21 protein-coding genes and 2 tRNA genes are annotated in these 23222 nt (G+C 59.2%); 10 read left to right on the top strand and 13 right to left on the bottom strand.

Annotated elements, in window-relative coordinates; translation table 11 throughout:
• Position 1: 1 nt before the first annotated feature.
• Complete coding sequence (locus tag V1280_RS23890; RefSeq protein ID WP_334529650.1) at positions 2–1633, bottom strand: flagellar hook-length control protein FliK; 1632 nt, start codon at positions 1631–1633, stop codon at positions 2–4.
• 343 nt (positions 1634–1976) lie between these two features.
• Between V1280_RS23890 and mnmA the strand changes: the two genes are divergently transcribed.
• From mnmA to V1280_RS23865, 5 genes are all read left to right on the top strand, one after another.
• Positions 1977–3158, top strand: coding sequence for a tRNA 2-thiouridine(34) synthase MnmA (gene mnmA, locus V1280_RS23885; RefSeq protein WP_334529647.1), 1182 nt, complete (start codon positions 1977–1979; stop codon positions 3156–3158).
• Positions 3159–3409: 251 nt separating this feature from the next.
• A complete protein-coding gene (locus V1280_RS23880) occupies positions 3410–4048 on the top strand; it encodes a class I SAM-dependent methyltransferase (RefSeq protein WP_334529644.1) in 639 nt (212 codons plus the stop codon).
• A 46-nt stretch (positions 4049–4094) separates the two neighbouring features.
• Entirely contained in the window at positions 4095–4457 is a 363-nt protein-coding gene (locus V1280_RS23875) for a hypothetical protein (protein ID WP_334538399.1), read from the top strand.
• A 266-nt stretch (positions 4458–4723) separates the two neighbouring features.
• Positions 4724–4800 (top strand) — tRNA-Met (locus V1280_RS23870).
• A gap of 209 nt (positions 4801–5009) precedes the next feature.
• Positions 5010–5097, top strand: a tRNA-Glu gene (locus tag V1280_RS23865).
• A 117-nt stretch (positions 5098–5214) separates the two neighbouring features.
• Here the strand turns inward: V1280_RS23865 and V1280_RS23860 are convergent.
• Both V1280_RS23860 and V1280_RS23855 read right to left on the bottom strand, forming a co-directional pair.
• Complete coding sequence (locus V1280_RS23860) at positions 5215–6246, bottom strand: tyrosine-type recombinase/integrase (protein WP_334529641.1); 1032 nt, start codon at positions 6244–6246, stop codon at positions 5215–5217.
• A gap of 4 nt (positions 6247–6250) precedes the next feature.
• Positions 6251–6430, bottom strand: a complete 180-nt coding sequence (locus V1280_RS23855) for a helix-turn-helix transcriptional regulator (protein WP_334529638.1) — start codon at positions 6428–6430, stop codon at positions 6251–6253.
• 33 nt (positions 6431–6463) lie between these two features.
• Here V1280_RS23855 and V1280_RS23850 point away from each other — a divergent pair, with 33 nt between their 5' ends.
• Positions 6464–7705, top strand: a complete 1242-nt coding sequence (locus tag V1280_RS23850; RefSeq protein ID WP_334538398.1) for a tetratricopeptide repeat protein — start codon at positions 6464–6466, stop codon at positions 7703–7705.
• 16 nt (positions 7706–7721) lie between these two features.
• Here V1280_RS23850 and tnpC (V1280_RS23845) read toward each other — a convergent pair whose 3' ends face one another.
• The 3 genes from tnpC (V1280_RS23845) to tnpA (V1280_RS23835) form a co-directional block, all read right to left on the bottom strand.
• Positions 7722–9311, bottom strand: a complete 1590-nt coding sequence (tnpC, locus tag V1280_RS23845) for an IS66 family transposase (RefSeq protein WP_334518647.1) — start codon at positions 9309–9311, stop codon at positions 7722–7724.
• A gap of 69 nt (positions 9312–9380) precedes the next feature.
• A complete protein-coding gene (gene tnpB, locus V1280_RS23840) occupies positions 9381–9734 on the bottom strand; it encodes an IS66 family insertion sequence element accessory protein TnpB (RefSeq protein WP_027545641.1) in 354 nt (117 codons plus the stop codon).
• Entirely contained in the window at positions 9731–10153 is a 423-nt protein-coding gene (gene tnpA / locus V1280_RS23835) for an IS66-like element accessory protein TnpA (protein ID WP_334518652.1), read from the bottom strand. Before tnpA (V1280_RS23835) ends, tnpB (V1280_RS23840) begins: the two co-directional genes overlap by 4 nt.
• Before the next feature lie 112 nt (positions 10154–10265).
• Here tnpA (V1280_RS23835) and V1280_RS23830 point away from each other — a divergent pair, with 112 nt between their 5' ends.
• On the top strand, positions 10266–10574 hold the full coding sequence (locus V1280_RS23830) for a hypothetical protein (protein WP_334529635.1): 309 nt from the start codon (positions 10266–10268) through the stop codon (positions 10572–10574).
• A 407-nt stretch (positions 10575–10981) separates the two neighbouring features.
• Here the strand turns inward: V1280_RS23830 and tnpC (V1280_RS23825) are convergent, their stop codons facing one another.
• The 6 genes from tnpC (V1280_RS23825) to V1280_RS23800 form a co-directional block, all read right to left on the bottom strand.
• Positions 10982–12571 carry an IS66 family transposase gene (gene tnpC, locus V1280_RS23825; protein ID WP_334518647.1) on the bottom strand — a complete coding sequence of 530 codons (1590 nt, stop codon included), beginning with the start codon at positions 12569–12571 and terminating at the stop codon, positions 10982–10984.
• A gap of 69 nt (positions 12572–12640) precedes the next feature.
• Positions 12641–12994, bottom strand: coding sequence for an IS66 family insertion sequence element accessory protein TnpB (gene tnpB, locus V1280_RS23820; RefSeq protein ID WP_027545641.1), 354 nt, complete (start codon positions 12992–12994; stop codon positions 12641–12643).
• Positions 12991–13413, bottom strand: coding sequence for an IS66-like element accessory protein TnpA (tnpA, locus tag V1280_RS23815; RefSeq protein WP_334518652.1), 423 nt, complete (start codon positions 13411–13413; stop codon positions 12991–12993). The genes tnpB (V1280_RS23820) and tnpA (V1280_RS23815) overlap by 4 nt, the downstream gene beginning before the upstream one ends.
• A 303-nt stretch (positions 13414–13716) precedes the next feature.
• A complete protein-coding gene (locus V1280_RS23810) occupies positions 13717–13950 on the bottom strand; it encodes an HGGxSTG domain-containing protein (protein WP_334538397.1) in 234 nt (77 codons plus the stop codon).
• Entirely contained in the window at positions 13874–14296 is a 423-nt protein-coding gene (locus V1280_RS23805; protein WP_334529632.1) for a hypothetical protein, read from the bottom strand. Before V1280_RS23805 ends, V1280_RS23810 begins: the two co-directional genes overlap by 77 nt.
• A gap of 1531 nt (positions 14297–15827) precedes the next feature.
• Entirely contained in the window at positions 15828–16631 is an 804-nt protein-coding gene (locus V1280_RS23800) for a hypothetical protein (protein ID WP_334529629.1), read from the bottom strand.
• A gap of 888 nt (positions 16632–17519) precedes the next feature.
• On the opposite strand from V1280_RS23800, the gene V1280_RS23795 reads away from it, so the two are divergent.
• Together V1280_RS23795 and V1280_RS23790 are read left to right on the top strand one after the other, a co-directional pair.
• Positions 17520–18839: a hypothetical protein gene (locus V1280_RS23795; RefSeq protein ID WP_334529626.1), complete on the top strand. Its 1320-nt coding sequence runs from the start codon at positions 17520–17522 to the stop codon at positions 18837–18839.
• Positions 18836–19222, top strand: a complete 387-nt coding sequence (locus V1280_RS23790) for a hypothetical protein (protein WP_334529623.1) — start codon at positions 18836–18838, stop codon at positions 19220–19222. The genes V1280_RS23795 and V1280_RS23790 overlap by 4 nt, the downstream gene beginning before the upstream one ends.
• A gap of 193 nt (positions 19223–19415) precedes the next feature.
• Here V1280_RS23790 and V1280_RS23785 read toward each other — a convergent pair whose 3' ends face one another.
• A complete protein-coding gene (locus tag V1280_RS23785; RefSeq protein WP_334529620.1) occupies positions 19416–20627 on the bottom strand; it encodes a hypothetical protein in 1212 nt (403 codons plus the stop codon).
• A 1352-nt stretch (positions 20628–21979) separates the two neighbouring features.
• On the opposite strand from V1280_RS23785, the gene V1280_RS23780 reads away from it, so the two are divergent.
• Positions 21980–23149 (top strand): patatin-like phospholipase family protein, encoded by a 1170-nt coding sequence (locus V1280_RS23780; RefSeq protein ID WP_334529617.1) that lies wholly within the window; start codon positions 21980–21982, stop codon positions 23147–23149.
• The last annotated feature ends 73 nt before the right edge of the window (positions 23150–23222 follow it).

Below are 23222 nucleotides of genomic sequence, written 5' to 3'. Positions count from 1 at the left end.
CTCACACTCTGATATCGACGCCGCTGCTCGATCCGAGCACGCGGCCATAGCTGCGGCTCACGGGCGCGGCCGCGGCAGAATCGTCTTCACTGATGATCACCCGGCGGGAATTTCCGGAATTGTCGTTGTTCTGGCCGGAGTTCTGACCCGATGAATTCTGGTCGCGCAGGCTGAAAGAGAGGCCGTTGCTGCCGGTCTTGAGGCCGGCATCGTCGAGCGCGCGCTGCAATTGCGGCGCGTCCTGCCGCAGCATCTGCAGCGTCTCCGGCTTCTCGACGGTGAGATGCGAGGTGACCTGGCCATTGCGGTCGACATTGATGCGGACGTCGATGCGGCCAAGGTCAACCGGATCGAGGCTGATGTCGAAGCGGGTCTTGCCGGAGCGCGCGGCGGCCGCGATCTCGACCGGAATGCCGCTGATCGGCACGGCGTTCGAAGTCGCCGCGGTCGCGGTCAGCGTCGCGGTGGAAGCGGTGGCCGTCGATGTGGTCGTCGTCAGCGGCGCCTGCACGGCGTTGGCCGCTTGCGTGCTGGCGTCGGTCGTCGCAGCGGCAACGGCTTGCGTGTCGGCATGCGCGTGCGTGGTCGGCGCGGCCGGTGTGGCATCGGCGGTGCGATTGGCAGCATCGGCCTTGGCGTCGGCAGCAGTCGCATCAGCCTGCGGCTTGGCGGCTTGCGGATGCGCGGTGGCGTTCGCCGTCGTCGCGGTCGCGGGATTTTGTGCGGTGGCAGCAGTCTGTGCGGTCTTGGCCGTGTCCTGGCCGATATTGGAAACGTCGATCTGGCCCTGCGCAGTCGCGGTGGCCTTGAACGACGTCTTTGGCGTGCCCTGGTCGACCGCGGTGAGCTGCGTGGCGTTGGCCGTTGCAGTCGCGTCGGTGGTCGCGGTTGCCGCATCGGTCAGCGCGGCCTTGGCGTCGGTGGTTTTGCCGTCGGTCTTGGCGGTCTTGCCGGTTGCATCGACCTTGGCGCCGGCGATCTGCGCTGCGGTCGAGGCGCTGGCGGCGATGCCGGCGGCTGCGATCGTCAGCGGCGAGGAGGCGGTGTTGGCGGCCTGGCTGGCCGCGGCGTTCGGATCGACCGGCACCACGGGCGCGGCGACGGGGACAGCGGTCGGATCGGGCGTCGCCGCCGGCGTCGCGGCGGCCTGTGCTGCGGCAGCGGCGTCCACCGCAGCGGCGAGGCCATCGGTGGTGCCGTCGGTCTTGTCGCCCTTGGCGTCTTTGGAATCTGGCGACTTGTCGCCCGCCTTGGTCGTGGAGGCGTCGCTCTTGTCCTTGGTCTTGGCCGGCGCCTTGGTCGGATCGGTCGTCGTGTCGCTTGTGGCTTGCGTCGAGGAATCCGTGCTGTCGCTCGCGTTGCTCTGCGAGGACTGATCGGTCGAGGACGAGTCGCGCGTGCTCCGGTCGGACGAGGAGGACGATGACGAAGACGACGACGAATCGCTCCGCCGCGGCGTGTTGTCCTGGCTCGCGGACGGGGCGCTGTTGCTGATGGCCTGGGTGTTGCTGTCGACCAGCGACCCGAAGGAGTCGCTCGGGGTCGAGTCCTTGGTGCTCTGCGACCGGGCAGGCTTTTGCTGCGCGCTGGAGACCTGCGCGCTTGCCGCTACGTCTGACGTGACACCAACCACAGGCGACCCCTTGAAAACATCTTCGGACAAGAAGGTCAGCAAGGAGCGGGCCAATCCCTTAATTCGATGTTTTATATAGCAAAATCAATATCTTGATGAATTGGCTGCGCCGCCACCATCCCCCTCGCGGCCCCGTCATTTCTGCCGCCCCGGCAAGAATTGCCCTAAGCGTGCGGCCCGCGCGATTGCTTCACCGGAATGCCGCCTATATTAAAGGGTGCTCTCAGCCGCTTTCGACCGGGCAAGCCAGTCTCCGGGGGAACCCAGGTTCCCGGGGACCGTCTACGTCCCGGTCAGAGGCATTATCGCGGATCGCCGAACGCCGCCGTCAAACGCAAAGCCCATGCTCAACAGTCTGGATCTCGAAGGCCGTCCTGAGGACACCAGGGTCGTCGTTGCCATGTCGGGCGGCGTCGATTCCTCGACGACGGCTGCGCTGTTGAAGGCTGAAGGCTATGACGTCGTCGGCATCACGTTGCAGCTCTACGACCATGGCGCCGCGACCCACCGCAAGGGCGCCTGCTGCGCCGGCCAGGACATCCACGACGCCCGCGACGTCGCCGCAAAGCTCGGCATTCCCCATTACGTGCTCGACTACGAGGACCGCTTTCGCGAGTCCGTCATCGACAATTTTGCCGACAGCTACGCGCTCGGTGAAACGCCGGTGCCGTGCATCGAATGCAACCGCAGCGTCAAGTTTCGCGACCTGCTGAAGACCGCGCGCGAGCTCGGCGCCACTGCGCTTGCCACCGGCCATTACGTCGCCTCGCGCCGCCGCGATGACGGTTCGCGCGCGCTGGTCTGCGCCGCCGATGCCGACCGCGACCAGAGCTATTTCCTGTTCGCGACCACGCAGGAGCAGCTCGATTATCTGCGCTTTCCCCTCGGCGACATGACCAAGCCCGAGACGCGCGAGCTGGCGCGCCGCTTCGGTCTCTCCGTTGCCGACAAGCACGACAGCCAGGACATCTGCTTCGTGCCGACGGGCCGCTACACCGACATCATCACCCGTCTGCGTCCGAACGCGATGGACCCCGGCGACATCGTCGATCTCGACGGCCGCGTGCTCGGCCAGCATCACGGCATCGCCAATTTCACCATCGGCCAGCGCCGCGGCCTCGGCATCGCGGCCGCCGCCCCGCTGTTCGTGGTGCGGCTGGAGGCCGCCAACCGCCGCGTCGTGGTCGGCCCGCGCGATGCGCTGAGGATGCACCGCATCACCTTGCGCGACGTCAACTGGATCGGCGGCGGCGACATCGACCGCGTGATCGGCAATGGTCTCGAGCTGTTCGTCCGCGTGCGCTCCACGCGCGCGCCGCAGCCGGCCTGGCTGCGCGGCGCCGATGGTCACTACGAGGTCGAGCTCGTTGCCGGCGAAGAGGGCGTTTCGCCGGGACAAGCCTGCGTGTTCTACGACGCGCCCAGCGGTCAGGCGCGCGTGCTCGGCGGCGGCTTCATCCAGAGCGCCGCGGCGAAGGTCGCTGGCCACACAGCGCGTCCGCTCGCCGAAGCCGTGCGCGGCTGATCTTGTCGAGATTGGGCCCAACTGCTACCGCGAAGGCAGTGCACTCCCTCTCCCGCTTGCGGGGGAGGGTTGGGGAGGGGGCTCTCTCCATCAGCGATATATCGCGAGCGGAAAGAACCCTCACCCGCCACGCTCTTGCGAGCGTGTCGACCTCTCCCGCAAGCGGGAGAGGCACAGACCGAGTTCGCGGCGAGGACCGACATCACCAATGACCGTCATCTATCAGTAGAGTATCAGGCAGGGCAGGGGGCATGGCAGCAGACATCTCGCGGGCCGGGGTCGAGAAGGCCTATGGCCGCTGGGCGCCGGTCTACGATCTCGTGTTCGGCAAGGTGTTCGATGCCGGCCGGCAGTCGACCATCGCGGAGGCCGACCGCATCGGCGGCCGCATCCTCGACGTCGGCGTCGGCACCGGGCTCTCGCTGTCGGATTATTCGCGCACCACAAAAATCTGCGGCGTCGATATTTCCGAGCCGATGCTGCGCAAGGCGCAGGCGCGCGTGCGGAGTTTGCGTCTCTCCAACGTCGAAGTGCTCTCGGTGATGGACGCGAAGAACCTCGCGTTCCCCGACGCCGCCTTCGATGCGGTGGTCGCGCAATATGTCATCACCGCCGTGCCCGATCCCGAAGGCACGCTCGACGAGTTCGTGCGCGTGCTCAAGCCCGGCGGCGAGCTGATTCTGGTCAACCACATCGGCGCCGAAAAGGGTTTTCGCAAACTCTCCGAGCTCGCGTTTGCGCCACTCGCCCGCCGCCTCGGCTGGCGCCCGGAATTCCCGTGGGCCCGCTTGGTCAATTGGGCCGCCAAGCACGGCGGCGTCACGCTCGCCGAGCGCCGCCCGATGCCGCCGATGGGCCATTTCTCGCTGATCCGCTACCACAAATCGTAATGTTCGGCGGTGGGAACGCCGGGCCATGCCCGCGCGTTTCCTTCCCATGCACACCACAGCAAACATCATCCTGGCCAGCCTTGTGATCGCCGCCTCAGGCGCCGCGATCGCGCAGGCCCCGCCCGCCCCGGCAACGCCGCCGCAAGCGACCGCGCCGCCATCCACCCAACGCGCCGCCGACTGCGCGCCGCAGGACCGCCCGAACCGAGCCACCGCGCCCGACGGCACCACCACCGGCCAGTCCCGGGAACCGCTCGGCGACAAGCTGGCAAAATCCGACGGCGTGCTCTGCCCGCCCTCCGGCGTCGACCCCGACATGCACGCCCCAGCGCCCAGCACGGATGGCGCCATGCCCGTCATCCCGCCCCCCGGCAGCCCTGGCGGCGACCCCACGGTCCGGCCGAAATAAGAGAGAATCTTCGCCTCTCCCCGCCTGCGGTGAGAGGCCGAAATCCGCGGTAGGCGCGGATTTCGGGTGAGGGGGACTCTCCGCGAGTCTGGTGTGGGAAAATCACGAATCCTGCGCCCAAAAATCGCCGATTCCGGCGCGAAATCAGCTCCAGGCGGCCTTGTCGCGCCGAAGCTTTTAGCGAAGGCGGATTGACTTCCCGTCGCCCCCTTCTTTATATGCCGCGCGTTCGCGAGATCGGCCTGTTTCGGCCCTCGCGACCCTGTGGCGGGGTAGCTCAGCTGGTTAGAGCACGGGAATCATAATCCTGGGGTCGGGGGTTCGAGTCCCTCTCCCGCTACCAAAAAAATCGTTTTACATCAATTAGATAACAACATCGATCCCGAGGATGGCATCGGGCGGGCGAGTACCGTAGCAAATCGGTAGCGGCCCAAGATCCTCGCGTTCTGCAATCTAATCCTTGAAGCGCATCGTTGCTTGAATCCTTCGATCAGCAACGTGGCGAGGCGAAGCTGGGGAGCTGCGATCTAATCCTTGGCCCGGAAAGATTGGGCTCTAGGAGCTCGCGGCAACGAACTCACTGTTGCAACCTAGCCCTCTCAAGGCTGAAACAGGGGTTCGATTCCCCTAGGGAGCGCCATCTGCTAATTTTATCATTGTAATCCCTGCCAAATTTTCGATGTTTGTCCCATTCTGATTTCCGGTGGGACACTGTGTGTGCGCTATGTGTTCACATGTGGTCTGCTGTTACACCTCTTCATCTCAACTTCGACATGGCAGCATCAGCAATCTTCCTGCGGCTGGCCGCCTTCGTGTAGCGTTCAACCTCTTCCAAGGTTTGGTGTCCCGTTATCGCCATGATCTCGTGCGGCGTGGCACCGGATTCAGCGAGGGCCGTCGACGTTGCTTTGCGGACGCCATGGGCTGAACAGTGCGGAAGATCCGCCTGGCGACACCAATCTTTGAACTTGTTTCCGAAGCCGTTAGCCGTGAACGGCTTTCCAAATTGGGTGAGCAAGAACGTCAATTGGGTGCCGACGTTCGCGGCAGCGATGCTCGCCGCCAGTTCTGGATGCAGCGGAATATCGATGTCAATCGGATTGCGGTGTTCGTTCTTTGCTTGTCGGAAGCGAATCCTGTTGTCGCGAATGTGCTGACGACCAAGGCGTGGTGCGTCCTCGCGCCGGCCTGTCGTGTAGCGCAGCAAGTCCAGAGCGAGCCGCGCTTGTGAACCGATCGGATGCCGCTTGTAAAATTGTTGAATCTCTTCGTTGGTCCAGGTGTGATGTCCGTCAGATCGATATTTCAGCTTTTTCACACCGATCGTGGGATTAACTGTCGTTTCCTCGGCTTCGTTGGCCCAGGAAAACAACGCGCGAAGCGCCTTCAAAAGTTGATTTGCTGCAGCCGGCGTCGCAGATTTCGCATCGCGCATTCTCCGAACGTGGCGAGCTTGCATCATCGCGACCGGCTTGGCCGCGTGATCCTGTGCAATCTCGTCGAGCGCGCGCCGTTGCCAGCTCTGCGTGCTGCTATCCAGCGCCCTGTACGCCGCGCTCGCATAGTAGCGAATGCAGAGATGACGAAATGACCCTTTCTTGGCTTCATTAGCTTGTCGAACTGTGTCGGGAGCCGCGGCAGAAACTGCGGCATGATACTCTTCCATAAATTCCGGCGTGCCCGGCAGTGTCCGAATGCGCACTTTAGGTTTCCCCGGCATTCGAACGTAACAGCGGACATTCCCGTGACGATCGCGATCTTCGCAAAGGAATTTGAGGCGGATGCGCATCGGTTTAATCCCAAGGATTTCCGTCGGCATTGCTGAGCGCTTCAAAGGCACGATCGACTCCTTTGAGATCCCAGATAACGCGACCTCTAATTCGCTTCGGCGCGGGCATTTCACCTTCGGTGACCATCTTGTCGAATGTTGAGGCGCTGACGCCGATGTACTCCGCGGCCTGCATGCGCGACAAGACGTCATCGAAGCAGCAAGGGTCTTCTTGCGCATGATTAGACATGAGGGCGATGACTCTGGCCTGTCTCCATTTGTGAAGGACGAGCTCAAAGAAAAGATAATCTATACGAATGCATCCGTCGGGGACCCCGAAGCCATAACAAGCCGCCTTCGAACGGTGTTCGAGTCTTTCGGTTACCCTCTGGTCGATACTGAAGTGATGCAGGTTGAGACGGGTTACTCCTCCGTGCACCTGATTGCATTTTCCAGCGTTCGCCACGATGGCGAGGTTGCGAAAGTGCCGATTGAGATACAAATTCGGACAGTGTTCGAAGACGCATGGGGTGAGATCGATCACAAGCTGCGGTACTCGTCAAATCGGAACAAGTCAGCATCGTCGGAAGCCATTCTGGAGAGCTGGCAGCCGCATCTCAACGTTCTGAAGTCTTTTACCGACGGATGCGCGCAATATGCAGGCATCATCAAGAATCAAGCTATTGACGCGCGACCAAGGCCTGAAATTGACCCGTTTGTCCCGGTCGATAATGTCGAAGAAGCACTTGGACAAATTGGCGACGCCGGAGAGGAGCTTCTTTCAGCACTTAGGAGTGCATATGACAAGCGCGAACAGGCGATGGAGTTGGCCCGCACGGCTGGTCAAAGCGCACCCTCTACTGTGGAAGCTTTCTTGGAAGCTGCGGACCTCTTCTCCGCCTCCTCTGCACTGTTGCCGAATGCATCGTTCGGTTCTGCTAGGCAAGGGGAGGCTGCTGAGTTCTTCTCCAAAATGGAAAGAGCTTTTTGCCTCCTCTCTGCTGGAAAGAAAGCGTCTATCGACGAAGCTATTAAGATCTACAGCGACGCTCAGGAAAAGTCGCCAAACAGCGTGGTAGTTTACTACAGATACGCGCAGGCGCTTACGCGGCTAGGAGAGTTCGATTCGTCATTGACCAAATATGCCAAAGCTGAATCTCTGCTATCAACTGACAGATATCTACCCTCCGGTCATTGGCTTCACGTCTTGATCCCTCGCAATAGAGGGTATGTCACATGGCGAAAGAGCCTTTTGCTGGCCGACGAACACGATAAAAAAGCCGAACGTCTGCGGCTTCTAGTCGAAGCCTATACGCACACCAAGAGGGCTACCAAGCTCTCGCAAGAGCTGCAGCCCCAAAGCAAGCTAGCCCAAGCCCGAAACGCAAACAACGCGTTGTACTATGCGGTCGAATACATGGCGCTTCTTGGCTCCGACGAGATACCCTCTGAAATTCCAATTGAGGACGTACGCGTGTAAGCGCTCAGCCGGGACCCTATTGAGGCAGGCTTGACGTTTTGCGGAATCGCCACGGCATGAGGTCTTCGATTCTGCTATGGGGATGGCCGTCGATGATCGCCTCGAGTGTTTCGGCGATGTAGGCAGCCGGGTTGACGTCGTTGAGCTTGCAGGTGGCAACGATCGACGCCAGCAAGGCCCAATTTTCAGCCCCAATTTCATGGCCCGCGAAGAGCGCATTTTTTCTGGTCAGGCAGACTGGCCGGATGGCGTTCTCGACAGGGTTCGTGTCGAGCTCGAGGCGCCCGTCTTCGAGGAAGCGGGTCAGCCCTTGCCAGTGATTGAGCGCGTAGCGGATGTCCTCGGCGAGCGTCGAACCGCTGGAGATCATAGAAAGCTGTTTCTCAAACCACGGCTTTAAAGCAGCGATGAGGGGCGACGAATGCTCCTTGCGGGCGGCCAGCCGCGTGTCCGGCGATGCACCGCGTACCATGGCTTCAATGGCGTAAAGCTGCGCGATGTGCCGAACGGCGGCCTCGGCGATCGGCGATTTGCTGTTACGGGCCAATTTAACGAAGCGCCGGCGCAAATGGCTCCAGCAATGCACGAGCGTCCATGGCCCTTGCGGTCGAGCGACTTCGGTCAGCCGGTCATAACCGTCATAGGCATCGCATTGCAGGAAGCGTCCGCCAAAGCCGTCCAGGAACTGCTCCGCGAAGGCACCGCTGCGACCGGGGGCATATCGGAACAGCACGATCGGCGGACTTGGGCCGCTGTGGCCGCGGTCGTCGGAGACGATCGCCCAGAAGTAGCCCTTCTTCGTTTGGCCTCGCCCGGGATCGAGCACCGGCGCCGTGGTTTCGTCCATGAACAGACGATCCGCCATGGCCAGGCGGCGGCGCATGTGGTCCGCGATGGGCTGAAGATGGAAGCAGGCGCGGCCGGACCAGTTGCCCAGTGTTGCCCGATCAAGCCGGATCCCCTGGCGCGCATAGATCTCGGCCTGACGGTAAAACGGCGTATGGTCGCCAAACTTGGAGACGATCACGTGCGCAATGGCCGCTTCGGTCGGCAGCCCGCTGGGCACGACGTGCTCCGGTGCGTGCGCCTGCACGACAGGGCCCGAGCAGCGGCGACAGATGTATTTCGGGCGGCGCGTGACCAACACCCGCCATTGCGCCGGGATCACGTCGAGGCGTTTGCTGACGTCCTCGCCGATCTTCGTCATGGCGCCGCAACCGCACGGACAGAGCGTGCTCGCAGGCTCGATGATCCGTTCCACCCGCGGCAAATGGGCAGGCAAGCAGCCGCGATTGCGATGAGAACCTTGATCCGGCACGCTCCGCGATCGGCCCTTGATCACAGCCTCGGCTCTCTCCTGCGCGGCGTCCAGGATGCCTTGCGCGATCTCTACGTCTTCCAGCGGTAAGTGATACTGATCTGGCCGCAGCTTCTCGGACTTCGCGCCGAACTTCTCGCGTCGCAATTCGCCGAGGATGACCTCCAGCCGACGCCGCGCTTCCTCCGACGCCGCCAGCGCCCCCTGATGCTCGCTCAACGCCGCCTGCGTTTGCGCCAAAAGCGCTTTGAGTTGTTCATTTTCGTCGCGCAGCGCCGCGATGCTCATGCGCTATTTCGAGCACATCGCCGCCGCACGTGCCACATTCAAAATAGCTGCCGAGTCATTCTGCCGCAGCTATCCAGCCGCCTGGGGACGTCGCGCTTCTTCCGGGCGGACCAACCTCCAATCCAGCCCCTCGAACAGGGCTGCGAACATCGCCGGCGATATGCGCATCACGCCGTCTGCAATCGTTGGCCAAACGAACCTGCAACCTTCGAGACGCTTGTGCACTAACACCAGGCCCGTTCGATCCCAGACCAAAATCTTGATCCGGTCCGCTCGTTTCGATCGGAACACGAAGGCTGCGCCGCTGAACGGGTCGAGACGAAGCATCTCCTGCACCTTCGCCGCAAGCCCATCGTGGCCACAGCGGAAGTCGATCGGCCGCGTCGCGATGTAAATCTTCAGATCGGCACCGGCCGCGATCATCGTGACGCTCGCACTGCGCGGATCACCCGGGACAGCTGCTCGCCATCTATGGCTGTGTCCGTCCGCAGCACGACATCACCGATCGAGATCTCAAGCTTGATCGCCGGAACGTGACGCTCCTTCAACGCGCTTTCCACGACCAGCGGTGCGAATGTCGACTGCGATACCTCGCACGGCGCCAACATGCCTCGCTGTCGAAAGCGTCGTCGCCAATCGTAAATCTGCCAGCGCGTCGCTCCGTGCTTGCGCGCCACCTCGGACACCTGGGCGCCGGGTAGCAGACTCTCGGCGACGATCCGGGCTCTCTCAGCTTCCGAACGCACGCGGCGCCCCGATGGCCCTTCAAGAACCTCCAGCCGGCTCACCGCCCCCGCCGATGAGCCGTCCAAATGGACGTCCTTTTTGCTGTCCAATCCCATCCCAAACCTCCGTCCAAGCCGGAGGCTTCTTCGCACAGCTATCCCGATCCCGAAGCAAGGGTTCCGGCTAAGCGCTTACGTACGCGTATGCCTGGAAACCTTGGAAGCTCACGTGGATTTGGCAACAGCATCGCGCGACCGATTGAATTGGATCGATACGATTTGCCGGGCCAATGCCTTCCTTGGGGAAACGGAAAAGGCGGTTTTAGCAGCTGAGCGGATTGAGCATCTGCTGAGTGGACCGCAAACCGGCCCGGATCGCGACAGCATCGAGCACTCATCAGACGTCAACTCGACCCGATCTTATTACGCCACGACTAGCCATCTTAATGAACGCGAAAGGGATATGCTTGATCATGCCCTTTGGCTTCTCAGGAAGCACGGTCCGGGTCCGGAACGTGATGGAACACATCCGCGGTAGAGCAGTTAACGCTTGACAGATCTTGGGTTACCGCCCACCTTTAAAAGGCAACTTTTGGAGCGCGTGTGATGAGATATCCTGACACTGGCGAAGGCGACTAGTTTTCTGGGCATTCTGTGGGTAAAAAGGGCTGCATTTTGCGGCCCTTTTATTTTTTGGGATTTGAATAAGTATCAACTCGGATGCTTTAGGTCAGTCCTGCTATCCGGCCCGATGCAGTCCCCCGTTTGGGGCGCGCCGCTACTTTCGGCACGGATGTAAGGACGAGGCAGCGCCTCGGACTAGCTGCGGATATCTCTCGTCTTCGTGCAGCTGCCTCTGTCATATAACGACCGTCCTTGAATGCATTTGATGCGCCCAAGAATCTGAGGGAAGCTCTCGACGCTTGTAAGCGCTCAGCCGGGACCCTATTGAGGCAGGCTTGACGTTTTGCGGAATCGCCACGGCATGAGGTCTTCGATTCTGCTATGGGGATGGCCGTCGATGATCGCCTCGAGTGTTTCGGCGATGTAGGCAGCCGGGTTGACGTCGTTGAGCTTGCAGGTGGCAACGATCGACGCCAGCAAGGCCCAATTTTCAGCCCCAATTTCATGGCCCGCGAAGAGCGCATTTTTTCTGGTCAGGCAGACTGGCCGGATGGCGTTCTCGACAGGGTTCGTGTCGAGCTCGAGGCGCCCGTCTTCGAGGAAGCGGGTCAGCCCTTGCCAGTGATTGAGCGCGTAGCGGATGTCCTCGGCGAGCGTCGAACCGCTGGAGATCATAGAAAGCTGTTTCTCAAACCACGGCTTTAAAGCAGCGATGAGGGGCGACGAATGCTCCTTGCGGGCGGCCAGCCGCGTGTCCGGCGATGCACCGCGTACCATGGCTTCAATGGCGTAAAGCTGCGCGATGTGCCGAACGGCGGCCTCGGCGATCGGCGATTTGCTGTTACGGGCCAATTTAACGAAGCGCCGGCGCAAATGGCTCCAGCAATGCACGAGCGTCCATGGCCCTTGCGGTCGAGCGACTTCGGTCAGCCGGTCATAACCGTCATAGGCATCGCATTGCAGGAAGCGTCCGCCAAAGCCGTCCAGGAACTGCTCCGCGAAGGCACCGCTGCGACCGGGGGCATATCGGAACAGCACGATCGGCGGACTTGGGCCGCTGTGGCCGCGGTCGTCGGAGACGATCGCCCAGAAGTAGCCCTTCTTCGTTTGGCCTCGCCCGGGATCGAGCACCGGCGCCGTGGTTTCGTCCATGAACAGACGATCCGCCATGGCCAGGCGGCGGCGCATGTGGTCCGCGATGGGCTGAAGATGGAAGCAGGCGCGGCCGGACCAGTTGCCCAGTGTTGCCCGATCAAGCCGGATCCCCTGGCGCGCATAGATCTCGGCCTGACGGTAAAACGGCGTATGGTCGCCAAACTTGGAGACGATCACGTGCGCAATGGCCGCTTCGGTCGGCAGCCCGCTGGGCACGACGTGCTCCGGTGCGTGCGCCTGCACGACAGGGCCCGAGCAGCGGCGACAGATGTATTTCGGGCGGCGCGTGACCAACACCCGCCATTGCGCCGGGATCACGTCGAGGCGTTTGCTGACGTCCTCGCCGATCTTCGTCATGGCGCCGCAACCGCACGGACAGAGCGTGCTCGCAGGCTCGATGATCCGTTCCACCCGCGGCAAATGGGCAGGCAAGCAGCCGCGATTGCGATGAGAACCTTGATCCGGCACGCTCCGCGATCGGCCCTTGATCACAGCCTCGGCTCTCTCCTGCGCGGCGTCCAGGATGCCTTGCGCGATCTCTACGTCTTCCAGCGGTAAGTGATACTGATCTGGCCGCAGCTTCTCGGACTTCGCGCCGAACTTCTCGCGTCGCAATTCGCCGAGGATGACCTCCAGCCGACGCCGCGCTTCCTCCGACGCCGCCAGCGCCCCCTGATGCTCGCTCAACGCCGCCTGCGTTTGCGCCAAAAGCGCTTTGAGTTGTTCATTTTCGTCGCGCAGCGCCGCGATGCTCATGCGCTATTTCGAGCACATCGCCGCCGCACGTGCCACATTCAAAATAGCTGCCGAGTCATTCTGCCGCAGCTATCCAGCCGCCTGGGGACGTCGCGCTTCTTCCGGGCGGACCAACCTCCAATCCAGCCCCTCGAACAGGGCTGCGAACATCGCCGGCGATATGCGCATCACGCCGTCTGCAATCGTTGGCCAAACGAACCTGCAACCTTCGAGACGCTTGTGCACTAACACCAGGCCCGTTCGATCCCAGACCAAAATCTTGATCCGGTCCGCTCGTTTCGATCGGAACACGAAGGCTGCGCCGCTGAACGGGTCGAGACGAAGCATCTCCTGCACCTTCGCCGCAAGCCCATCGTGGCCACAGCGGAAGTCGATCGGCCGCGTCGCGATGTAAATCTTCAGATCGGCACCGGCCGCGATCATCGTGACGCTCGCACTGCGCGGATCACCCGGGACAGCTGCTCGCCATCTATGGCTGTGTCCGTCCGCAGCACGACATCACCGATCGAGATCTCAAGCTTGATCGCCGGAACGTGACGCTCCTTCAACGCGCTTTCCACGACCAGCGGTGCGAATGTCGACTGCGATACCTCGCACGGCGCCAACATGCCTCGCTGTCGAAAGCGTCGTCGCCAATCGTAAATCTGCCAGCGCGTCGCTCCGTGCTTGCGCGCCACCTCGGACACCTGGGCGCCGGGTAGCAGACTCTCGGCGACGATCCGGGCTCTCTCAGCTTCCGAACGCACGCGGCGCCCCGATGGCCCTTCAAGAACCTCCAGCCGGCTCACCGCCCCCGCCGATGAGCCGTCCAAATGGACGTCCTTTTTGCTGTCCAATCCCATCCCAAACCTCCGTCCAAGCCGGAGGCTTCTTCGCACAGCTATCCCGATCCCGAAGCAAGGGTTCCGGCTAAGCGCTTACCGACGCTTCGGAATTGCGGTCGCTTAATCGGACGGGAGCGCGCGTAGTCAACGAGCAATTGCAATCGGCACCGGCTGCACAGCTATCGCAAGCGACTGGCGCGCTGCTGGCACCGTTCCGCTCGCTGTTAGTATCCCGCCGTACCAATATTGATTGCTGTTATTAGCCGGTGGACGGCAAGGCCATCGGTTTGGTTCGTCCCCGAGAGCATGCATTGGCGCAACTTAATCGTGAGCCATACCTGCAAGCGCCTTCATCGCTAAAAGCAACGCGGACAATCTCCGCCGGTGTCCAATGGACTCCGCTGTGTAACGCCCATGCTTGTACGCGTGGCGATTTCCTTTAGGTGCTCCCGGCGAGGGACCGCCGTGCATCCGACACCTACCATTTGCCATCGCCGGCGACTGGCACGGCTTCCCGCTCCGAGTTTTCGCTCCGCAACGTTTCGCCCGCCGCATATCCAAGAGCATGGGGTTGATCCTCGGATTTTGTGAGCACCCCACCCCCTTGGACGTTGCCGACAATTGCTTGTCCGCCGCTGTGGACGTGAACGTGCTCGACGGTGACTTTCTGTTGCCCCTTGCCGCGATGCCGGTTCAATGCCTCCAGCAACGCGGCGTGCGTGCGAGACAGCTTGTTCGCCTGACCTAGATTTTCTTTGCGGCCTTCAAGTGTCTGCTCGGCAATCATCGCCCGCCGATAACACTCCATTGCCGCATTGTGCGAGGCGAGAAGCTGAGCCGCCAGCATACCCTCGAATTCATCGTTCGGCGAAATGGCAGCAAGGAGGCTCAGCGACGCCACCTGCCGTTCGTGAACTCGATCGGTGTCGGGATTGTGCCCGTGCCAGATGGAGCCGGCGGCTTGGCCTACGATGGTGTTGTTCCAAGCGTCAAAACTTGAGCCACCGATATATTTGAGCTTCGGATTTGAACTGAACTATCCAGCTTGTGAACCTTCGGCGGCGGCTCCTTAGCTCGCCGTCGGATTGCTTTGGCTTTCGTCATGGTGGTCCCTCTTGAGCAGCGGCGGCTCACCCGCTACGGCGCTATTGGGTAGCGCGCTTCGCGAGCCGCCTTACCCCTATGGTAAACTATATGTGTGCCTTGGATTGATACCGCGGCTGCTGGCTTGTGAGCCCTCACGGTACCAATCGAGGGCACCGTGAGGGGGGTTTTGCTGACTTTCATGCGACGCGGTGCATCTGATTTGATACCGCGACGGGATATTTTGATACCGCGTTTTGTTTTTTCGTGGCCCCAGTTCATGAACTTCTTGCTCGGCAGTTCTCCGGTGACATCGCAGGTCCACCAGGTCAGACCCCATTCAGTGGCATGCAGTATCTTTCAACTAAATGCGCCTTTCGTCATGCAGACGAGTTGCCTAGTCCACAAGCAAGCGGCTCTCCGCGACTCTTTAAAGCCGGTTGAGGGCATTTTCCCCACTGGTTGTGAAGTAGTTCATACCTGCTCGCGCTTTTTTCCCACGCAATGGGGGTGGAGAAAAGGAGTGAGGAAAGCCGAATTGAAACGCTGACGGGTCAGCGTTGATCCCGTTCTTCGGAGGAGGCCGCAAATGAGAAATGCTCTAATTTTTTTTATTGCGTACATGTTTGTAGTTGCTGGAGTTTCCATTTCATTTGCTCAGAGTTCGGCTGTGCATGAAGGAGGCCCGAACAAGCGCGAGGGCTGTTACAATTCTGCTGGACAGTGGGTGCCCTGCTTCAATGATCAGGCCAACTCGGGAGACACCGACGCAAAGAAACGTGCAGAACGAGAAAGAATGGAACAGAGTCGGCGCGACTATGAAGAGAAGGCACAAAGAGACTACGACGAGCGACAACGACAAAGGACATCGACGTCTGTCGAGAGGTCAGGCCGACAAGCTGACGCTGGATGGCAATGCTTTCCCGATTACAACAGCTGCACGAGCTATTGCCGTCGGTCCTTAGGTGTTGAAGGCAATGCTGGCTGGTGCGGAGGAATTTGTAGCGAAACCGGCACGGGACGCATACCTAAACCGGCTGAGTTTGGTGACCAACGTTGCTACCACGCCCCTTAGCCACACGATGTTTGCTTGTCCGCGTCGCACGCAGCCACATTCGGGATCGATGCTCGATCGTAGTGGATTGTCGCCTGTTGGCCCATCGCGCCATTTCGCTGCCGCGCGGCAATCCCGCCGCTTCAGGAGCAAAGCTGACCTGGCCGAAACTCATTAGCACGCGCCTTAGTAATGTAATCGCGCATTCTTTGCTGCCCTTTCAATTTGCAGAAATTCTGCCTCGCCCGCTCGCGCGTCTAGTCTCAAAATCCGTCGGGAGAAGGCGGTTCGCTCGCTACAGCGCTCCTTGAGGGCGCGCTCCGCTAAACAGGCTTTGCCATGCCATCGCAATAACAAAAACAATGATTGCGGCAAAGCATCCCACGACCTTCAGCGGATGATCGCTACCGTCCCTTAGAAGTCGCTGGCCAATTTGGACAGTCCGCGATATTGGGTTCATCGCACGAGCTATAGCGATAGCAACGGCCATGAGCGGCAACCAAGAGAACACTAAAAGCGCAGGATAACTGGCGAAGAAGGTTTGATACAGAGCGTACGGGAGGCGGTCGATCCTGCTGGGATTGAGAGCCAACCAAATGTAGACCATTGTTCGCGCCGCCGTACCGAAACCAACAACCAAAAATCCGAGCAATGTGCCTGTCAGTAACGCTAGAATCGGGCGCGTGCCTATTCGCCTAAGCCATGGCCTGATTATGAATAGTGAAACATAGTCCGTAACAGCGTTGAACGGATAAGCAATGATCGTTCCTCCGATGAGGAAGGCCGTTGTAGTCTCGACAAATGCTGGCGCAAGACCTCGCATCTCAAACAACACCACGAGTGTTGCTATCAGCGTGAAGAGCAATGAACGCGAGAATGCACGAAGAGTGAGAAGGGGGCGAGTGTATATCTTATCAAAAAACTCCACCAAAGCCGCAGCGATTTCCTCATTCTCGTAGTCACGCAGGTTCATTGCGCCCGCAAGCGTCGCCTTCCCTTTGTCCGACGCATTTTCATCAAGCCAAGAAAAAAGACGGTAAGCCGCAGCCGCGTAGATGAACGGTGTCGTGTAACCAAGTTGCTCTAACAGCTTCTCCATTTCTCCACGCGCCCCTCGCGCCTTAGTGTCGCATTTTATCACACAACCCCGAAGCGCGCACGGCGGTTTTGCGCGCACTTGCAACGCTGGACTGAGCAGGCTTTCCTGCAGGCGCTGTTCCGGGCTTTTGCACCCTTTTACGTGCTACCTCCATGGTAAACTATATGTGTGCCCTGAATTGATACCGCGACCGGGCGAATTGCGAGCCATCGCGGAACCAATCGAGGGCACCGTGAGGCCGTTTGCCGATTGTCATGCGACGCGGTGGATCTGATTTGATACCGCGACGGGATATTTTGATGCCGGCTTTTGTTTTTCGCGGCCCCAACTCATGAACTTTTTGCTCGGCAGTTCGCCGGTGACATCGCAGCTCCGCTATTTGTGAACGTGGCGAATGAGATCGGCCACGGCTGTTGCTTGACTGGAAGGCAACTTGTGATAGCGTTGCAAACGGGCTTAAAAAAGTGAGCCCTAATGGAATTTTGGTAGCAAGGTATATTCTCGGTCGTTACGGCATTTCGTTGATGTTGCCGGTAAAGCAACTTGTTGACAGGCCCTGATGGTCTTACGCCGACCGCAGCGTGATTACGCAGCTATATTATGTGCGTCTGAGCGAATATTCAAATTTGAGAAACTCTCACCTGCGTTGAAGTTGAGATCTTCGGGTTACCAGTCGGGAGCTATCTTAGTCGGCTGTGCATACGGATTCGGCTGCTGCGACGACCCTGCTTAGGGAGAGTAGTCATGCTGAATAGAGTTCCGAAGCCCCTACCGGACGCCAATATCGGGGCGCCGACATGGCCAAGTTGTTTCGAGGTTATGAGGCTAGCACTCGCGGGCGTCTACTCGCGAGGAGCAGCGTTCCGCAGAGGCCTTTTGCTAAAGGCAATGAACCCCATTGCCGCACCTTCCTTGGAGATCGGACTTGACCCGCGTCCCATCGTGTACTTGGCCCGGAAGGTGGAGAGTGCGGAGGCGGCTCATCGCAGGCTGTGCGCCATTCTTCTTGCAATGACGGTGCTGGCTGCTCTTTTTGGTATGCCTGAAGTAATATACGTTCTCATCTTCCTATTCGCGGCCGTTGCCGTCGGCAAACACAAGGCAGATGTTCAGGGCGAGCTAGACAAGTTTTCCAAGAGCAAATTCAACTTGGGTATGGCGGCGCAGCTGCTTGATGCACCGCATGATAGAAAGCTCGACGTTGGGTTGGGTTCCTACGAGCAGCGTGTGCTTGTCTATAAGGATTTCGATCCCTTTAAATTCGCCGGGCTTCCGATTGGAAAATGGTCGTTCACCGTGGACATTGAACGACCTGCACAAATTGCATCAAGCGTTGCCAAGATTCATCCGATCTCCTCTGCCGAAATCGAGGCCGCGATTAAGCGAGAATTGCCGGGAAGCGGTTTCGGCGATCTTCTCGTAAGGCATATCGTGGCAGTCCGTGGCGAGGATGCAGCCTTGCTGCCGATGATTTCGCGCGAGCCAAATACCAAACAGCCGAATGTGTTTCTAGATGAGGCGACCGTAGCCCAGCTCGCTCAGCAACACCCCAATCTTGTTCGCGGCTACTTCTTATTTCATGACATCCGCTGGGACGGCGAGCTGATTTTGACGCACGTGGTTAGAACAGCACTCCAGGGGCGGATATTCTATATAGAGACTAGCAGGTTCGTTCTTACCCCGCCCTCGAAGGAGTTCAAGGTCGTCGATAGCACTAACTTCTATGATAAGACTTTGAAGACAAAGGTCGGCGGATTCATTGCGGGAGCAATTGGCAGTCCATTTATAGTGATCGCTGAAACTTACAACTTGATTGCTGTTGCCATGCTCGGCAGATCAATCGCGAGGATCAAGAAAGACTACGAAAAGAGCCTAGAAACGAACCCAATCTTTAACTACGGGTCCGCCGAAAGCACGCGGCGGGAGATGATGGACGAAAAGTTCGATCATTTTTCCCAAAAGGCGGACTTGGATTTTGCGGTGAAGGCATTTGATCAGACGATCGTGGAGCTGATCTGCAGCTATATGGAGGATCATGGTGTGGACGTCTCCGACCTGCGGAACAAGGCCATGACCATCTATAACTCTGGTCTCATGGTTCAAGGCGGAGATGTGACGGCGCAGGCAATGGCTGTTGGCCAAGGCGCTACTGCGCAAACGAGCCAGGCTGCGAAAAATCCTCTCAACACCAAGGTGCATGCGTCATGACCATCAAGGACATCCCCTCGGGAAACGAAGGTATAGTTGCTGAAAGCGTCAGCGCTCAGGTCATGGCCGTTGGAAGAAATGCTAGAGCAAGCCAAGCCGTCTCTTCTGGAGATCTCGCTGAATTCCGAGCCTCGCTTGAGGAGCTCAAAGCGGCGATCGGAAAGCTCGCTCTTCCTGACGGCGCAAGGGCATCGGTTTCCGGACACGTGGCTGAATTAGAGGCGGAGGCAGCAAAGGCGAGCCCTGATCGAGGTCGCGTCGAGGGAGCACTAAGATCCTTGGCGGCGTCGACAAAGCTAATAGGGGAATTCGTCTCTAACGCCGGTACAGTTCTTGGGCCTATTGCAAAGCTGGCGACCCTCTTTGGATTTGCGATCCTCTAGCTTCCAAGGCGATCCGCGCTATCGCGAATCGACTTCAAGCTGGTTGGCCTAGCCAGAATCGGAATGCCAACCAGCGCCTGCGACCGACACTCCGAGCTGAGCGTTCTGCGGGCTGGTGAAAGCTCACCAGCCCTGATGGGTTCCTCGCGCCCTTCTTGGGTAAAGAAACTAATTCTCACGAGATCGAAAACAGTCAAACCAGCGCCCCCTGGGGTGGGGGTGGTGCTGACGAGGAAGGTGCCACAGCAGGCGCTGGCAAGGAAGGTACCGCAGCAGGTGGTCCCGCGGACGGGGTCCGCTGGCCTGGTAGCCGGCGGCTGCGAATATCCTCAGTAAGCCTAGTTCGAAGCCGGCTGCTCAACGTCTGCAGGAACACATAGTCTTTGAATTCATACTCTTGCGCCTGGCCAGCCGGTGCCGCCATCTCGTCGCTGGGCTGTTCAATGATGAACCTTCTTAGGCTGGACGACCACTTCACGCCACCCAGCCGTGGTTTTCCGAATTCCCACGCCTCGACCCTCTCGTCGTTGGGCTGCTCAATATTGAAATGTTTACGGTAGTCCTCGACGACACTTTTCTGGGTTAGTTTCTTGACGTCATCGGGAGACTTAGGAACACACAGGTCATCCACGGATGATGCACGTGTCAGGGCGCGTGCCAGCCGCAAGTAGGCATCGCGAGCCTCGGTACTCAAGAGCAAGCCCGACTCAAAGTACCACTTGGAGATAGCCTGACCGATCTGCGCGCATTTGTAGCGGTCGATGGGTTCAGGTTCAGCAGGGAAATAGATAGCAAACGCTGAAGTATGCTTCGCGAGGCCTTTGTCGCCCTCGTAGCTTTCTAGCCTCTTTTCGTGAGTGGCTTGGTCCAGATCGGCAGCCTGCTTCTCGCGAGCTGCTTCCACAGCAACGAGAATATTCCGCTTATCTTGGTCCAGATCGGCGGCCTGCTTCTCGCGAGCTGCTTCCACAGCAGCAAGAATATTCCGCTTAGCCACACAGTAAGCAACAAAACCGGCAAATGCAGCGCTGAGAAAACTGCCAATGCTTGCGATAATTGCCTGGCCCCATCTGCCCCAGAAGAGAGAGTCCTCGTTGAGCTTTTTAGCCTCAAGTCCAAGCTTTTGAACCTCGAGATCAGCTTTGCGCTCCAGCAGGCTGCCAATTTTGCGCTGCTGCAAGTCCTCGTTGAGCTTTTTCCAAGAGACAAAGCCTTCGTCGAGCTTTTTAGCCTTAAGTCCAAGCTTTTGAACCTCGAGATCAGCTTGGCGCTCGAGTAGGCTGCTAATTTTGCGCTGCTGCGGAGCGCCCGAGTCCTGTTGCGCGGAAGCAGTAGCCCCCAGCACGAGCCCAACGACGAGGAGGGCAGCGCGTACTTTGCCAAGAAAGGAACATTGCGTTGGCATCTGCTTCCCCTGGGGAGGCTAGGGACCACTTTGCGCCATCCATAATGAAGTATCACGTCTCGCCGTGCATGCTCATGCATGCTTGCGACTGAGGTCTCCATCTTATCCGGATTTGGCCCCGACCGGTACAGGTAACCAACGCAGAGACAAAGCTGCCTGTGGGGCTTACATTAAAAGCCATGTGTCAGTAGTGAGGGAATTCCGATCCCGGACCGGTTCCGTAGTGGACAATACGCGATAGGCAGGCATCATCTTCTGCGGAGGCATTTCGCACACCGTCGTTGAGGCGTCATGCGTTCGCCGAAGTTCTCCCTCCGCTCCGCCGCTCGCAGATCGCCGTGCTCGCCTTTGCACTTTTCTCTCCTTTTGCATGCCTGACATTTGCTAAGTTTGATAGCACTCATGGTGGCCGCTACGGCTGCGCTTGTGCGGGCGCGCTTGGTCTGTCTCAGGAGGAGCATACCCGTTTCTGCACGGACAGACGGTCGCGGGCTGTTAACGTTGGCGACCAGCCCCTTGCCTATAGTTAAGCCTTCGGAGTGACTGTTGGCTTTCGATCCGCTCTCTCAGGATCCACCCGGAAGTGCCGGCGCGTTACGATTGGAGCAGCGCTGAAAACGTACTTTGACATAAGAGACGCTGAAAGCCTCAGAGGAGCTACAGTGCTTTCTTTTCGCTGGCGTTCTCGCTCATTACCGAGCATCTCGCAGAAACGCAGAGCTCAACATGAAAAAGCGCTCGCGTCTAAAGACCTACACGCATTTTCGAATCGTGCGCGTATATGCGCTTGAGATAGGTTTCCTCGTTTGTTGACCTGCTTAGCCTTCGTCGCAAGATTGGGCCCGCCTGCCCGGGCAAGTCGGTGGGTGAGACGCCTCGCCCGAATCAACGCGCACAAGCGAGAGCACGACGGGAAATCCTCCATCAGGCAGATCTTCAATCCGACCACCGGGATCTCCTCGATCCTTACGTGAAATGTTTGAACGACGATGAGTGCCGACGAACGCTCCCGGTTTCGTTCCGGTCAATCGGCCGCCCAAAAAAAGAATCGAGCTCTTCCATAACAACGCATACGCGAATACCGCGAATTTGGGTGAGACGGTGCCGGACCGCCGAACTCGCCGTTGATCGTCGCGGACACTCCGCGGTGAGCTGCGTCGTCCAACCACAACAGCGATTGTGAGAAACTTCACAATACAACCTCGGCCTGAGGCTTAGGTTAGGGTGCATCGAGTAGTGCTACGGATGTGCTAGGTCCTATTTGGTTACCACTTTGCATGTCCCGCAGCGATAAGCGATCGAGGCATCTTGGGGTTTCGACTCCTTCAGAGTTTCAGAAGCGGGAGAAGCACATGGTGGGACGTCTTCCAGAATGTCGGATTGATCTAAAAGCGCGGCTCGAGAGTGGCGGGCCGCGCAAACTTCTTGCTATCGACGGGGGCGGAATCCGAGGCATCCTCTCGTTGAAAATTCTAGAGGAAATCGAGCGATTGCTGATCAAGGCAAGCAACCGCGCCGACTATCGTCTGGCAGACTATTTCGACTATGTCGCCGGAACCAGCACGGGCGGAATCATTGCCGCCGGCATCTCCATCGGAATGCCGGTGAAGAAGATCCTCGATTTCTATCTGAATAACGGCGCCGCGATGTTCGACAAGGCGAGCATCATCCGTCGCCTTCAGTACCAGTATAAGCGCGAGCCGCTCGCACAGAAGCTGAAGGAAGTCTTTGGTGAGGACACGACCCTCGGTGCTCCAGAGCTTGAAACGCTTCTGCTTCTTGTCATGCGCAACGCTACGACCGACTCGCCATGGGCGATTTCTAACAACCCCTTTGCGAAATATAACGACACGAGGCACGAAGCGTGCAATTTGCGCTTCCCACTCTGGCAATTGGTGCGCGCGAGCACCGCAGCTCCAACCTATTTCCCTCCTGAGGTGATCGACTGCTGCGGAAAGCCCTTCGTATTCGTCGATGGCGGGATCACGATGTATAACAACCCGGCCTTCCAGATGTTTCTGATGGCAACGGTCGACCGCTATTGGGTTCATGCACCGGTTAAGAGCCGGGGCTGGAAAACGGGTGTCGACCACATGCTCATCGTATCCATCGGCACAGGCACCAGCGCGGGAGAGAATTACAGCCTACGTCCTGACGAGATGAACCTGATCTTTAACGCGACCGCCATTCCATCGGCACTGATGTATGCCGCTTTGAACGAACAGGATGCTCTCTGCCGGATCTTTGGCGATTGTGTCGCGGGCCCATTGATCGACCGCGAGCTGGACAACTTGATCCCGTCGAGCGGCCCACTGGACAAGAAGCTGTTTCGTTATGTTCGATACAACGCGGAACTCACCCAAGAGGGGCTCGCGGCACTTGGTTGCGGGAACATCGAGCCCACCCGAGTGCAGAAGTTGGATTCGATCGAAGCGCTGGACGACTTGCAAAGAATCGGCGGAGCCGTCGCGGAGCAAAGGCTGAACCTAGAGAATTTCAATCTTAACGTCTTCAGACCTTAGGGGCCTCTACCGCAAGCGCGGATATTCCGGTGGCGAAGAGCGCGCGCAGACGGCGTTGAGGTCGGTGGCTGCG

It is taken from the genome of Bradyrhizobium sp. AZCC 2230, assembly GCF_036924495.1.
GTDB classification, from domain to species: Bacteria; Pseudomonadota; Alphaproteobacteria; order Rhizobiales; family Xanthobacteraceae; genus Bradyrhizobium; species Bradyrhizobium rifense.
Note: the sequence above shows the minus strand (reverse complement) of the source record. Positions and strands in the feature narration are given on the sequence as shown.